The organism is Paenibacillus cineris, from assembly GCF_018333335.1.
GTDB lineage: Bacteria > Bacillota > Bacilli > Paenibacillales > Paenibacillaceae > Paenibacillus_AQ > Paenibacillus_AQ favisporus.
Genome location: NZ_BORU01000001.1, coordinates 2179355 through 2194155, shown reverse-complemented (window position 1 = coordinate 2194155; position 14801 = coordinate 2179355). Strand labels below are relative to the sequence as shown.

General features: G+C 53.2%; 12 protein-coding genes and 1 other annotated feature. Of the genes, 3 read left to right on the top strand and 9 right to left on the bottom strand.

Annotated features, from left to right (window positions below; all coding sequences use genetic code 11):
- Positions 1-11: 11 nt before the first annotated feature.
- Both KI379_RS10455 and KI379_RS10450 read right to left on the bottom strand, forming a co-directional pair.
- Positions 12-920 carry a carbohydrate ABC transporter permease gene (locus KI379_RS10455; protein WP_076169386.1) on the bottom strand — a complete coding sequence of 303 codons (909 nt, stop codon included), beginning with the start codon at positions 918-920 and terminating at the stop codon, positions 12-14.
- Between the two features lie 25 nt (positions 921-945).
- Positions 946-1911 (bottom strand): ABC transporter permease, encoded by a 966-nt coding sequence (locus KI379_RS10450; RefSeq protein ID WP_145020630.1) that lies wholly within the window; start codon positions 1909-1911, stop codon positions 946-948.
- A gap of 232 nt (positions 1912-2143) precedes the next feature.
- On the opposite strand from KI379_RS10450, the gene KI379_RS10445 reads away from it, so the two are divergent.
- Positions 2144-3871 carry a sensor histidine kinase gene (locus tag KI379_RS10445; RefSeq protein WP_212983502.1) on the top strand — a complete coding sequence of 576 codons (1728 nt, stop codon included), beginning with the start codon at positions 2144-2146 and terminating at the stop codon, positions 3869-3871.
- Positions 3872-3882: 11 nt separating this feature from the next.
- On the top strand, positions 3883-5487 hold the full coding sequence (locus tag KI379_RS10440) for a response regulator (RefSeq protein ID WP_212983501.1): 1605 nt from the start codon (positions 3883-3885) through the stop codon (positions 5485-5487).
- A gap of 58 nt (positions 5488-5545) precedes the next feature.
- Here KI379_RS10440 and KI379_RS10435 read toward each other — a convergent pair whose 3' ends face one another.
- The 6 genes from KI379_RS10435 to KI379_RS10410 form a co-directional block, all read right to left on the bottom strand.
- Positions 5546-6118 carry a restriction endonuclease gene (locus tag KI379_RS10435; RefSeq protein ID WP_244879242.1) on the bottom strand — a complete coding sequence of 191 codons (573 nt, stop codon included), beginning with the start codon at positions 6116-6118 and terminating at the stop codon, positions 5546-5548.
- Positions 6119-6303: 185 nt separating this feature from the next.
- Positions 6304-7209: an RNA polymerase sigma factor RpoD gene (rpoD, locus tag KI379_RS10430; RefSeq protein WP_240913186.1), complete on the bottom strand. Its 906-nt coding sequence runs from the start codon at positions 7207-7209 to the stop codon at positions 6304-6306.
- Positions 7210-7511: 302 nt separating this feature from the next.
- Positions 7512-8465, bottom strand: coding sequence for a LacI family DNA-binding transcriptional regulator (locus tag KI379_RS10425; RefSeq protein WP_212983500.1), 954 nt, complete (start codon positions 8463-8465; stop codon positions 7512-7514).
- 70 nt (positions 8466-8535) lie between these two features.
- Positions 8536-9246 (bottom strand): VOC family protein, encoded by a 711-nt coding sequence (locus KI379_RS10420; RefSeq protein ID WP_212983499.1) that lies wholly within the window; start codon positions 9244-9246, stop codon positions 8536-8538.
- A gap of 125 nt (positions 9247-9371) precedes the next feature.
- On the bottom strand, positions 9372-11057 hold the full coding sequence (locus KI379_RS10415) for a glutamine--tRNA ligase/YqeY domain fusion protein (RefSeq protein WP_212983498.1): 1686 nt from the start codon (positions 11055-11057) through the stop codon (positions 9372-9374).
- Positions 11058-11128: 71 nt separating this feature from the next.
- Positions 11129-11392: a binding site (T-box leader), on the bottom strand.
- A gap of 85 nt (positions 11393-11477) precedes the next feature.
- Positions 11478-12560, bottom strand: a complete 1083-nt coding sequence (locus KI379_RS10410; RefSeq protein WP_212983497.1) for a glycoside hydrolase family 172 protein — start codon at positions 12558-12560, stop codon at positions 11478-11480.
- A 202-nt stretch (positions 12561-12762) separates the two neighbouring features.
- Between KI379_RS10410 and KI379_RS10405 the strand changes: the two genes are divergently transcribed.
- Complete coding sequence (locus tag KI379_RS10405) at positions 12763-13665, top strand: helix-turn-helix transcriptional regulator (protein WP_076166880.1); 903 nt, start codon at positions 12763-12765, stop codon at positions 13663-13665.
- 34 nt (positions 13666-13699) lie between these two features.
- Here the strand turns inward: KI379_RS10405 and KI379_RS10400 are convergent, their stop codons facing one another.
- Positions 13700-14773 carry a glycosyl hydrolase family 18 protein gene (locus tag KI379_RS10400; RefSeq protein ID WP_212983496.1) on the bottom strand — a complete coding sequence of 358 codons (1074 nt, stop codon included), beginning with the start codon at positions 14771-14773 and terminating at the stop codon, positions 13700-13702.
- Between the last annotated feature and the right edge of the window lie 28 nt (positions 14774-14801).

Genomic DNA, 14801 nt, shown 5'->3' with positions numbered 1-14801 from the left:
GGCCTTGCCGTTTATTCCTTGACCGCTCCGATCATCACCCCTTGGTTGAAGTACTTTTGCACGAACGGGTACAGGCACATAATCGGGAGGGTCGATACGATAATGACCGAATACCGCATCATGTTCGCCAGCCGCAGCGCGATATTGGCCGCTTCCCCGCTGCCGAGGCTCGACTGCATTTGGTTCGTGATCAGGATGTTTCTCAGAATTAACTGCAACGGATACAAATTAGGATTTTTCAAATAAATCAAAGCATTAAAATAGGAGTTCCAGTAACCGACGGCGATCCACAAAGCGAGCACGGAGATGACCGCCTTGGACAGCGGCAGCACGACCAGGACATAATAGCGCAAGTTGCCGCACCCGTCGATCTGGGCCGCCTCCCACAGGTCCCCCGGAATGCTGGTCTGGAAAAAGGTCCGCGCTACGATGATGTCGTAAACGACGACCGAAAATGGCAGCACCATTACCAGGAAAGTATTGTACATGTGAAAGTCCCGGATGGTCAGGAAGGTCGGAATCAAGCCGCCGCTAAAAAACATCGTGAAAATAAAAAACAGGGAAATCGCCTTACGGCCGACCAGGTCTTTACGGGACAATGCGTAAGCGGCCGATACGTTCACGATCAGACCGACCGCTGTGCCGACAACCGTGTAGAGAATGGTATTGCGGTATCCGATCCAAATGTTCTCATGCTTCAGCAGCTCTTTGTAGCCGTCGAGCGTAAAGCCTCGCGGAAACAGCCATACCTGGCCGTTGCCCACGGCCGAGGGGTCGCTGAAGGAGGCGATGACGATAAAATACAGCGGATAGATGAGGACGATCAGCAGCAGCACCGCGACGATGTAGAGCAAAACTTCCAGAACGCGGTCGGATGACCGGCCGCCGGCCCTTCCGGTGGCAGTGCTTGCCGCCTGCATGGCTTCCACGGTGTTATTCCCTCCCTTACCACAGACTGTTGCTGCTGAGCTTTTTGGAAATCTGGTTTACCAGGATCAGCAACACAAAGTTGATCAGCGTATTAAACAGGTTGATGGCCGATGAGAAGCTGTACTGGCTGCTGAGCAGACCGATTTTGTACACGTACGTGGAAATGACTTCGCTGGATGAGATGTTCAGGTTGTTCTGCATCAGATACACCTTCTCAAAGCCGACGCCCAGCAGCCCGCCCATCCGCAAAATAAACAGGGTGACGGCCGTCGGGATCAGCATCGGAATATCGATGTAACGGATTTTCTGCCAGCGGCTGGCCCCGTCTACGGTTGCCGCTTCATAGAGGCTCGGATCTACGGCTGACAGCGCCGCAATGTAGATGATGCTGTCCCATCCCGCATGCTGCCACACATCCGACCAGACATACACGCTGCTGAACATTCCGGCCGATCCCATGATATTGGGTGCCTCCGCACCGAACAGCCGGAAGATGCTGCCGATCAGGCCGCTCCCCGGAGACAGCAGGATCAGCATCAGGCCGACCATGACGACGGTAGAGATAAAATGAGGCATGTACGTCACGGTTTGAAAAAACCGTTTAAACCGGTTCGCCCGCATCTGATTGACCATCAAAGCCAATACGATCGGGATCGGGAAGGTCACGATGCTGTACAGGCTGATGATCAGCGTATTTTTGATCGTGACGTTAAATTGGTAGGAATGAAAAAATTTCTCGAAATACTTCATCCCTGCCCAGGGACTTCCCATAATGCCCAGCGCCGGACTGTAATCCTTGAACGCAATGAGGACGCCGTACATCGGCTTGTAGGAGAACAGCAGCAGCAGGATCGCCGCCGGCAGCAGCAGCACGTACAGCCCCCAATTCCTTTCGATTCTTCCCCAGGTTCGCCGGAAGCCGGATGACTCTGATTTCAACGCAGGTCCCCCCTCTCTCCTTTCTTTCGGAACAAGACTCATTATAAATGGACTTGAGGAGCTTAATCGGACCTCTTGCCGCCGTTATCCGGACTCCCGGGTACGGAAAAGTCTGTCCGCGCAGCCACGCCAACCGTCCGATCCGGACGTAAGGATGTCACTTTCCGGACTTTTGGAGCGGATGCGCAGTATTTCGCATTTTGTTACAGGCCGGGGTTATATATAATGAAAAATAAAGCGCATTCATAAGAGGAGGCGTCAGAACAGAATTTTCATGCGGCTAATCATCCACCGTACCGGCAAACCTTATCCGGTCAAACATTATGTCAACATGCTGATTGTCATTTTATTTACGGCGCTGGTCCTCGATTTTTTGATCAGCTATGCTTCGATCTCCATCGTCAAGCAGCAGTCCGGGCGGAGTCTGCGGGACACAGCAGATCTGTACATCAACCGGATCAACCATGATTTCGCCTACATCAATCACTACATGGGCTGGTCGCTGGCCAATGACCAAATCATCGAGACGATGGATGAGAACGCCTCAGATTCGGCCGAATTTCTAAAGTCCAACACCCAGCTTCATCAGCGATTTACCGAGCTGCAGAGAAATTACGGCCAGGCATATCAATTTTTCATCTATCTGAAAAACAAAGATTTTTTCCTGAACTGCGCTCCCCTAAGCATCGGGTATCCCGATTATTTGGAACTGAAGCGGCAGATCATTTCCTATTCCGAGGACAAAGATGTATACGACAAGTTTTATTCCCGCTGGACGCCGGTCCTTGTCCGGAATAAATACTATATTGTCAATATCGTCCCTTATCATGACCGCTATTTGATCTGCCTGATCTCTGCAGACGAACTGATCCGTCCGCTGCAGAGCATCGACATGGGGAAGAACGGCAGCGTCTCTCTTGTTGATGAACAGGGGATCAATATTTCCACACCGATCCGCGTGGACGAGACCCAGGCGCTGGATACCGCCAAGCCTTCTCCCTTCGGCCTCGCCCACTCCCGGGCCGCCGTGACCAGCCGGTTCTCCGACGCCTCATTCAGCGTTCAAATGATCGCCAGATACGGTACGTTCGAAAAGATTATGATCGCCCAGCTGGTCATCATTCTGCTGGCGCTGATGATCGCAATCGTCCTCTGCATCGTCATGCTCTATTTCAACAAACGGGTGCTGCGGCCGATCCAAAGCTTCTCGGATACGCTCGCCCGGTGGAACGAGGAGAGCGCCGCATTGGATTTTAAAAACAGCAAGATTATCGAACTGGAGCAGGCCAGCCAGCAGTTCAAGCATCTGATCGGACAAATCCGCAGATTCAAGATCGATATGTATGAGCAGGAGCTGGAAAAGCAGCGGATCCAGCTGGATTACATGAAGCTGCAGATCAACCCGCACTTTTTTCTCAACTGTCTGACGAGCATGTACAGCATGGCCCAAATGCAAATGTATGGCGAAATCGAGCGAATGGCCATGTCAACAACCCAATACTTTCGCTACATCTTTCAGAACGGGCACAATTTCGTGCGGCTGCAGGATGAAATCGAACATGTCCGCATTTATCTCGACATCCAGCGTCACCGGTACAGGAACGCTTTCGCCTATCATATTTCCCAAGATGCAGAAACCGGAGATATCCGCATTCCCCCGCTCGTGCTGCAGACCTTCATTGAAAATGCCGTAAAATATGCCGTATCACGCGTCACCGAGGCGAACATTACGTTATCGGTCAGCAGCGAAATGCCGGATGATCTTGCCAAAATCACGATCTCGGATTCGGGACCGGGCTTTCCTCCGGACGTTTTAGAACAGCTCAAGCATGGTGAGCCGCTGAACGCGGAGAATGGCAACCGGATCGGTATGATGAACACGATACAGCGCCTTGAGCTGCTCTACAAGGGTCAAGCGAGCGTCTCCTTTTCTAACCGCGAGGGAGGCGGAGCGGAAGTAACCATCATCATCCCCGTATCCCCGCCGGAAGCCATTGATTAAGGAGGAATCGCATGAACGTTTTACTGGTGGATGACGATTATTTTGTCGTAACGGCGCTCGAAAGCAAAATCGACTGGCAGGCACTCTCCATTGAGCAAATCTACACGGCTTATAACGTTTCCCAGGCGAAGGAAATTTTGCAGCAGCACGCCGTAGACATTCTCATATGCGATATTGAAATGCCGCAAGGCAGCGGCCTGGAGCTGCTGGCCTGGATCCGGGAGGAGCGCTACCGGGTTCAGGCGATATTCCTGACGAATTACGCGGACTTCAACTACGCCCAGAAAGCGATCGAACTGCAGAGCTTTGACTATTTCCTCAAACCGATCGAGTTTGACAAATTAGCCCTGATTATCCGCAAGGCGGCAAACAAAGCGAGCGAGGAACGGTCGATTGAGGAGGCTGCGCGCGAGGGGCTGCTGTGGAAAAAAAACCAGAACCGCCTGCTGGAGCTGTTCTGGCGCAAACTGATCACGGGCAAAAGCTTTCCCTCGGAACCCCGGGCCATTCAGCGTGTTATGGAGGAGCAGCATTTGCCTTATCAGCTGTCCGACCGGTTTACGCCCCTGATCATCAAAGTGTTTCCTCATGACGGGAGTCTTGGCAAAAACGACAAGGACCTGTTTGATTATGCCCTCCTCAACGTGTTGAACGAACTGCTGCGGAGTCCCTTGTACAAGGTCGAAACGGTGCTGGAATACACGGAGAACCACTGGATTGTCATTTTACAATGGAGCGCCGAACCTTCTACCGGTCAGATTGAAAACACATGCGCCTCCCTCATCCCCAAAGCCAACCGGTTCCTGAAGTGCGACGTATACTGTCATTTGGGACTTACTGAGAGCTTGGCGGCGGTGCATCCTATGATCCGGCAGCTGATTCATTTCAATGAAGAAACGATCAACATCCGTAATCAAGTCTTCCGTATCGATCAACGGCCGGTGGGCGAAGCGGCTTATATCCCGCCCGATCTGGAGCTGCTGGAAAGACTGCTGAGCGATGGTGACGCATCCGCATTTAGTGCGGAGACAAGCCGGTATCTGCATGAATTGACAGGGCGGCAGACGCTGAATGTGTCCGCACTGCGGCAGTTCCGGCTTGATTTGATGCAGATGATTTACTCTTTTCTGAAGCAGCGGGAAATCCAGGCCCATAAGCTGTATTCCGGGAGTACCAACGATCAGTTGTTTCAGCAGTCGCTCCAATCGATTGAAGATATGGAGCAGTATATCGCCTATCTGGTCGATACTGCTCTGGCGTACCGGACGTTTGCGGAAAAGCCCAACTCGGTCGTGGAGGAAATCAAGCTGTATATCAGCAAGCATATCGGGGAAGATCTGACGCGGAACAGCCTTGCCGAAACCGTCTATCTCAATCCGGATTATTTGGCGCGTTTGTTTAAAAAGGAAACGGGTGTGCCGTTAGGCAATTACATTATCGAGACCCGAATTCAGATGGCAAAGCATTGGCTCGCCACATCACAAATGCCTGTTCATATGATCGCCGGAAAGGTTGGCTACGCCAACGATTCGTACTTTTCCAGGCTGTTCAAGCAGGAATGCGGCTTGACTCCTTACGAATTTAGGCACAAGCAGCAAAAAGACCGCCTGGGGTAGGCGGTCTTATCAACAGCATGCACGCGGCTGTCTCCTTCAGTCGGATCAAGGGCAGCGGTCAAGTCGCCGGGCTGAACTCCGTCCGTTCTTCTTCCTCGGCTGCTTCGCTTCCCACCCACAGCTCCACCAGCCTGTCTCCATTGTACAGCTCGATGTTCAGTTCATCGGCATACTGGTACGCACCCGCCGTGAATTCCCCGGTCGTTGCTACATATCCGCCGACGGCACCGCGCTTCACCATCTGGGAATGGACCACGGCAATGGGGCCGTAATCCACCGGATTCCGGTCGTCAGTACAAACGGCAAGCCCCAGGTACAAGCCATGGTCGGTGTGCTCCTCGATATCGATTCCGTAATTGCGTGATGCTCGGGTGACATAGGTCCGTCCACCCCTTACCGCTTCCATCATTTCGGCGATAAACACCTCAAATTCCAGGGACCCTTCGTCCTTGCTATCACCTTGTTCCTTTTTATATCGATGATATAAGCCGATTTTTAGCGTTTCTTTCATCTCGTTATGGGTGGTCAGCGTATCGATCGCACTGGATCGGTAATGCATCAACATCCCTTTCTGCCGGAGATAGAGCAGCAGCCAGCAGACATTGGTCACGATTAATATACTGATGATCACAATCTTCCAACCTCCTTCTATGAAAATCAGTGTTACCAGTGCCGATCGTTTTCAGACCTTCAAGCCACGGCCAAACGAGAAAAGCTGCCTGCAGTTAGACCTGCAGACAGCTTTCAAATGAATATGATGACATATGAAATGATTCATGAATTCCAAATCGAATGAATTCGCTTAGACTCTATCGTTTACTCGATATAATCCTTCAAGCGTTTGCTCCGGCTGGGGTGTCTCAGCTTCCGCAGCGCTTTCGCCTCAATCTGACGGATGCGCTCACGGGTTACGCCGAATACCTTGCCGACCTCTTCCAGTGTGCGCGTGCGGCCGTCTTCGAGGCCAAAGCGCAGACGGAGCACGTTCTCTTCCCGCTCTGTCAGCGTGTCGAGCACATCGCCCAGCTGCTCCTTCAGGAAGGTGAACGCCGCAGAGTCAACCGGTGCCGGGGCGTCATGATCCTCAATAAAGTCACCCAGCTTGGAATCATGCTCGTCCCCGATTGGGGTTTCGAGCGAAACCGGATCCTGCGAAATTTTCATAATTTCACGGACCTTCTCTACGCTGAGCTCCATCGCAGCAGCGATTTCTTCCACTTCGGGTTCGCGTCCAAGCTCTTGCACCAGCTGCCGCGATATACGTGCCAGCTTGTTAATCGTTTCGATCATATGGACCGGAATCCGGATCGTTCTTCCCTGATCGGCTATAGCCCGCGTAATCGCCTGTCTGATCCACCATGTAGCATAGGTGCTGAACTTAAAGCCTTTCGTGTAATCGAATTTATCTACGGCTTTGATGAGCCCCATGTTGCCTTCTTGGATCAGATCCAACAGCTGCATGCCGCGGCCCGCATATCTCCGGGCAATGCTGACAACCAGCCGCAGGTTCGCCTCGACCATAATTTTTTTGGCTTCCTCGTCCCCTTCAGCGACGCGCTTGGCCAGTTTGATTTCTTCTTCCGTGCTCAGCAGGCCGACACGGCCAATTCCCTTCAAGTACATACGCACAGAATCATCGTTCTTCATGCCCGTCGGCAGCAGCTCGACGTCAGCATAGGGCTGGTCTTGCTCCTGTTGATTCGACTCGGCTTGATTTCTCATCACTTCATCGCGTTCACGTTCTTCCATCATCCTGTACGTTCCTCCCCCTGAAAATAATCTCTCTGTATCGCTTGATACGGCTTTCTGAGGTGTAAAAAATATTGACAATCACCAATCGTTGTGATACGATAAATGGTAATAATGTGATTAATTTTGGAGTACACATTATAATATCATATACGCACTTACATTTCAATATGTTTCATAGAATTTAGCCTTTTGGATTAAATTACATAAAAATCACATAATATAGACCCGCCGGAGTAACGCTGATGTTCTCCTGCGGGTCTTTTTTGTTGGCTTTATCCGGATGAAGAACGGTATATGATCCGGTACGGGATCTGCACCTTATCCCTGGAACCACGGGTCACTAGCCTTAAAGCCTCCTCACCTGCCCGGAAGAGCTGATGGTCTACCGTGGTAAGCTGAAGGACTTGGCCAATCGGCTGATTTTCCTGTCCGATGATGGCGATATCGTCCGGAATACGCAGCCCGGCAGAGAGAACAAATTGGTGGATTCCGGCTGCCACATCGTCCCCGTTGGCATACACGGCGGTCGGCCGGACTTTTCCTTCAAGAAAGTGGCGGGCTGCATCCATACCATCCTTCAATGTGGTGCAGCCATCCAGGCACCGGCATGGCCGGACTTCCCCAAAAACGTCCCGGTAAGCCTGCATCGTCAGCCGGGTGCTGATGCTGGTCTCCCCTCTTGCCGTCGTGAACGCAACATCGGCGTGCCCCATGCTTTTCAGGAAGGAAAACACCTCGAGCGTCGCGGCATACCGGTCAATGTAGGCGCAGCCGATATCCTCCAGTTCCGTATATTCGCACGCTACGATGTGACCATATCCCGCAAAGGGGACGATGGACGACCAATCGTTGGCACGGGACGTGATGATGATGCCGTCGAGCAGTTTAGTTTTCAGCATGGTCAAATACTCCAGCTCTTTCTCCGGATCATATCGGGTTGGAAGCACAGTCACGGTGTAATCTTCTTCAACCGATTTGTTCAATACACCGCTTAGCATCCGGTCGAAAGCCGGGTTGTTGTTGTACGGGATGATCACGCCGATGCTGCGGGTCCGGCCGCGGATCAAATCAACCGCATTGCGGTTTGGCGTGTAATCCAGTTCGTCGATGGCTCGCTGCACGGCGGCTCTTTTCTCAGCGGAAACGTACGGATGCTGGTTGAGAACCCGGGATACGGTGGATACCGAAACACCGGCTCGTCTGGCGATTTCGTGAATGTTGGCCATAACTCCCTGCCTTCTGACTTTTTACACTTCGAATAGTTCCTTTATTATATCACGCTGACTCCGATCCTCATTACGATCGTGGACCAGCCGAAGCGGATTCTTCATCCCGGGACTGGATGTCGTACTGATCTGCCTGCAGCAAAAGCTGCTCGCTGCCTTGTGCCTGAATGACAACCCGTGTCCCGCTGACAATCGGTGCTCTCCCATCCGGAAACCAAGGCCGTTCGCGGTCCACCACGATCAACAAGCCCTCGGCGTCGCCCATCGCCGCAAATTGCCGCCCGTCACCGCTCCACATGGACATTCCCAGCGTCGTTTGAATCTGTTCCACGGCAGCGGCCACTTCATCAACAGGGAGCCCGATTTCACTGATCCGCAGCAGCTGGCTGCTTGTGAAGTCTTCATTTTCGGCGTTATCAAACGAATGGTGGGCAATGAATTCAATCAGATTCTCATCCGGATCGTAAAAATACAGGGCGTCGGCATTCCAGTTCCCGAAATGAAATTGATCCCCGTCCTGATCGCGGAACAGCGTAATTCCACGCTGAGCTGCCCATTTTTTGGCAGATTCGAGCTGATTCGTCGGAATCGTAAAAGCAATATGGTACATCGATTTTTCGCCGGGCACTGCTGCCTTCTGAAGAATGAGCTGGCTGCCGCCGGCTTGAATGGTGACGTTATCCGACTGTTCTTCGGCCACTGGGAGACCGAGCTTCCCGGCGTAAAATTGCTTCATCTCCGCAAAATGCCGGGTATTTATCGTAAGTTGTTGGATTTTCATCGTAAAAGACCTCCATGTGCTTTTGGTTTTCAAGGAATTTCTCTGCGGCAGCGTAGCAGCATTTCTAAAATGCGGCATACCCCATTCACCGTGGGGTACATGACCTGGTCCACTTCCGTCGTAGGTCAACGCGATGCTTCCCTCTTCCACGAATCTTTCAGCGAAACGATCCGGTTAAATACCGGTACCGGCCCGGACAGATCTTTGTGATCCAAGCAGAAATAGCCTTGGCGGATAAACTGGTATCTGGCATCCGGTGAAGCTTTTTTCATCCATGGCTCCATGATCGCTTGCCTGTAAATGATTCGGGAATCGGGAGATACCAGCTCTGCCCAATCATTGTCCGATTCCGCCACGGACGCGGCATCTTTCAGCAGGCTGCCGTACAAGCGGACCTCGGCGGGAACACCGTGTGCGGCGGACACCCAATGGATCGTCGACTTCACCTTTCTGCCGCTGAACCCGGTTCCGCTTTTCGTCTCGGGATCGTACGTGCAGTGCAGCTCGATCACTTCACCGGTCACCGGATCCTTGACGGCATGATGGCATTTTAAATAATACGCCCCCTTCAATCGAACTTCGCTTCCCGGAAACAGACGATGAAAGCCCGGTACCGGATGTTCCATAAAATCGTCCCGCTCGATATACAATTCTCCGGAAAAGGGGACATCCCTGCCGCCAAGCGTCGGATCGGCATCGCTGTGGTTGAGATGCAGCATTTCCACCTCACCCTTCGGATAATTCGTGATGACGACTTTAAGCGGATCAAGCACAGCCATCACAGCGACAGACTTATCCTTTAAGTCCTGGCGGATGAAGTGGTCGAGCATCGCGGCATCCACCGTGCTGCTCCCCCTCAGCATGCCCACTTCCTGCATGAACCTCCGGAGGCCTTCCGGCGTAACGCCTCTTCGCCGCAGCCCCTTCAAGGTCGGAAGGCGGGGATCATCCCATCCGTCAACGAATCCGCCTTCGACCAGCTGCCTGATGTACCTTTTGCTCGTGACCATTCCGGAAACGTTCAGACGTCCGAATTCCCGCTGCTTCGGGGGTTCCGTTACTTCCAGCTCGCGCAGCACCCATTCGTACAAGGGGCGGTGATCCCTAAATTCCGCAGAGCACAGCGAATGCGTAATGCCTTCGATCGCATCCTGGATCGGATGGGCAAAATCATACATCGGATACACGCACTCCTCACTCCCTGTCCGGTAATGCTCGGCGTGGATGATGCGGTACAAGGCCGGGTCCCTCAAGTTGATGTTGGGCGAAGACATGTCAATTTTGGCCCGCAGCACCTTGGCGCCGTCCGGGAACCGGCCTTCCTTCATTTGACGGAACAGGGATAGATTCTCCTCCACCGTCCGTTCGCGATAAGGACTGTTTCTTCCAGACTCCGTGAGCGTTCCGCGGTATTCCGTCATTTCCTCCGCCGACAAATCGCAGACATAGGCCTTTCCTTTACGGATGAGCTTCAAAGCCGCTTCGAAGATCTCTTCCGAATAATCCGAGCCAAAGTACACCGGCAGGTCCAGACCAAGCCACCGGACATCCTCCCGGATCGCGTCCACGTATTTCATGTCTTCCTTTAGTGGATTCGTATCGTCAAAGCGCAGATTCATCTTCCCGTGAAATGCTTCGGCAATGGCTGCGTTCACGTGAATTGCATAGGCGCTTCCGATGTGCAAATAGCCGTTCGGCTCCGGCGGAAACCGGGTCGCGATCGGTCTGGAATACGTTTCGTTCTCCACATCCTCCATCACGGTTTTCGTTAGAAAATCCACGGCTTCTTCTTTCCTTACCTTTCCTTCCATCAACTGTCCCCTCCTGCTCTTATATCAATCAAAAAGAAAACAAAAAAATCCCGCCTCCAAGACGCTGACGTCTTGGGGACGAGATTGTATTTCGCGGTGCCACCCCGGTTCGCGGATCTATCGCTACATCCGCCTCTTCGGGTACGGCATGCACGCATGCTTATACCCTAGCTCTGTAACAGGAGCTCCTGTCGCACCATCCGAAGGAATGAGGACCCCTCTTCCAATGCGCCGCTCGGAGGCTTGCTTCAATGACGGGCGGCCTGCTCCTTCACAGCTGCCGGAGCTCTCTGCAAGGCTGCCCATTCATCTACTCTTCTCTTCACCGCGTTTTCGTTCCGTTTTGATTTTGACCATATTAACATCATTTTCGGCCAATGTAAACCGCATTATGCATACTTTAACCGGAAAGGGCGGGGATTAAATAACCTCCAGGCCATCGTTATCCGGCAGCGGCGGATGCGTGGTGTGCGGCTCGGATTGATACCAGAAAGCGACGGAGGCGATATCGTCCTGCAGCGGCAAATAGCGGCCGCCGGAACGCCAACCGAGCGCCTGGATCGTTACCTTCAAGTCCTGTTCAAACCGGATCGGGTCCATCACATGCCAGCGGTACATCCCGAATCGCTGCTGGCTCCGGTATAGGCCGTCCGGTCTGATTTGCTGGTGAAAGCCCAAATAGGCAGTGGAAAACGCACCGTACTGTCCCTGTGGATGCTCAAAATTCCAGGCGCCGCCAAAATAGTCTTCGGTCCCGGTGCCGCAAATCGTCGGGAAATCGCGGTCGCCGTCCATATAGAACTTGATCTCGCCTTCTCCCCACCACCCCGTGTTGTTCACCTGCCAGGCGATGTACGTGCCGACGTACTGTCCCCTCCCCTTCACGCCATCCAGAAGCACATGGTCCTGCTTATACGGCAAGGGGTTGCTCCGACGCCATTGGGCGTGAAAATAGGCCGCATCCTCCGGCACCTCGGTCAGCGTATAGGTGAACTGGTAATACAGCACTACGGGTTTGTCCATCCGGTTCTCTACCGTAACCCGGGCCTTCTTGCGAAACGGCATCACCCAATAGCTGTTCATCCCGCCGGCGGGATTGACCGCCACAGGCAGGGAGTTGACATTGCTCCGCTCGCACCATCCGTTGCAGAAGAAGTCGCCGACAGGCACTTCTACGGATGGCTCCTGCTCATCATCCCAATAAAAGCGCAGAATCATATGACGCCAGCTGTCCGGAAAGCAGGTCAGCCAAATATGCTGAATGGCTCCGGGACCGTCGATTGCTGCGGCGGTAAACACCTCACCCGGTTTGATATCCACTGATGGCGATATTTTCCATCCTTGACCCAAATCCCGGCCGGCATTCGCTCCGGTTCCCTGGGTGGCCATGCCGCCTTTTCCTTTAGCTCCCGTCACATTTTCCGCGCTGATCGATCTCGTCTGTGCAGAGGACATCCGGAATAGATTGCCGAGGCCCATGTTCAGCCCGTTAAAAGGTTCCATACTCATCTCTCCTGTCATTGGTCAAATCGGATATGCATTAAAGCGGTTACAAGTCATTCTACAGGCGTTTCCCCTCTTTATCGATGTTGGGACTTGTTATTTGTTATCCATTCTTGCTATTGTCAGAATAAAGAACCGCCGAGCCGCTGAAAGGGCGGAAACCCGGATACGGGACCAATAGTGGAGGGAGCTGTCAAAGCGTATGGACCGGCAACAGCTGCTGCAAGCCTTGTCCCCCTACGTGCGAAGGGCGTGGCATCACAAAGTTGACCGTATGAAACTGGCGCCGCGGATCATTTTTGATTACGAACTGCTGTATGTTGAACAAGGCGAGCTCGATATCCGGATTGGCGAGGATTCACTGACTGTGTATCCAGGCGACCTGCTGCTGTTCAAGCCCGGTATTGAGCATGAATTTGTCCGTTCCAGGGGACCCTGCTGGATGCCCCATATCCATTTCGACGCCCTGTATTATGAAGACTACGAGGAGGTGCCGATCAACTTTAAGCTGCGGGCGGAATGCAGCCAACAAGAGCTTTCGTGGCTCCGGCCGGATTGGCTGGGTTCCTTGCTGGAAATCCCCCATTTGATCCGGGTACAGAACCATGCGGAAATTCATCAGGAGCTGATGCGGCTCATCCACGCCTACGAGCGCCGGGATGCCGAATTTCCGCTGCTTCAGAAATCGCTCGTGCTGGATATTCTGTATTTGGTCATCAAGGGCCTGAAATCAGCCGAACATGGGCAGCTCTCGCTTCATCAGGCTGCGATGGAGCGGGCGGTGACCCACATCATGGAACATTACAATGGCATCATTCGGCTGGAGGACTTATCCAAAACGGCCTGCCTGAGCCTGTATCACTTCTCGCGCGTATTCAAGCAAACGTATGACGTGTCCCCGCACCAATTCCAGATCCGGTACCGGATGGAGCGGGCCAAGGAGCTGATGATGTACAGCCGGTTATCCTTGTCCGCGATCGCCGAGCAGGTTGGCTACAGCAGCATTTACGCTTTCAGTAAAGCGTTTAAGTCCGCCTGCGGCATCTCCCCGAAAAAATACATGAGCACCCATGCCTCCATGGGTGCTCCGGAAATCCATCATTAAGCCGCTGACGCATAAACGCGCAGCGGCCTTTGATTTACTTTGCCGTTGTGGCAGCTTGAACCAGCTTGTCCAAAGTTCCGCTTCCGAGTTCCCCAAGCCTCCATACGGCCACATGGGTAATCCCGGCTTGGCGCAGCGTGTCGATCCAGGAAGTCAGCGTTGAACCGTCCGCATACCACACCGTATGTTTTACGTTCTTATCATCGGTGTACTGATAGTGGAGACTTCCGCTGGCCGCGTCCCGCTTGAGCTCCGAGCCGTTCGTGTACCGTATCTTTACGGCCTGCTGTTCAGTAATGGCAGTCACTTGATCCCCATGCCAGTCAAAGCCCCCGGCCGCAATCGCGATTGCTTTATCACCCGGAACAGCTGTCATCCGCTTGGCTAACTTTTTCAGAAAAGCTTTGTCCGCTTTGGGTCCCGGACCGCTGTGCGTACCGTACAAATTGTAGGCCATCATCACATATTCAGGCCCTTCGGGCAGCTTCAGCGTTTCGACGGGAGCCCTTGACTCCAACACGATACGGAGCGATTTCCCCTTGGCATGCAGCCGCTCATACAATTCGCGGTAAAAAGCGGTCATATGGCCCCAGTCCTTGTCCGGGATGCGCTCATAATCGATCTCCACCCCTTGAAACAAGTATTGATCGAGCAGGGCTTCAATCTCGGCGATATGCTTCTCCCGCGCTACCTTCGTGGATACCAGCCGCGAGACCAGCTCCGAGTCTTTGGGGGACTCGCTGCCGTCCTGCCGCACGATATCGTTAACAAGGGTCAAGTTCAGCTCGCCGATGCCGGCAGCCTCCGCCGTTTCCCGGATTTGCGGCAGCGCTTCTTTGAACGCCTTCGTAAAATAGGGCTGATCCGATTCGTCAAAATAGGCGGCAAACGCCTGAACACGGCTCAGAGCCTTGCCCAGCTCCCCTGCATCCGCAAGCCCCGACTCCCACTGCCAATCCACCACCCACGCGGTGAGGTTCACAGGAGTTCTTGCCGGCGGAGCCGCCGCTTGCATTGCCGGCTGCCTCATCCAAATGCTGAAACCGACCCCTACGGCGACGATGACAAGCACCAAAGTCATCCATCCGGATTGAGCCACTTGTCTCATACCCATCTTCTCATTACACCGCCATTTC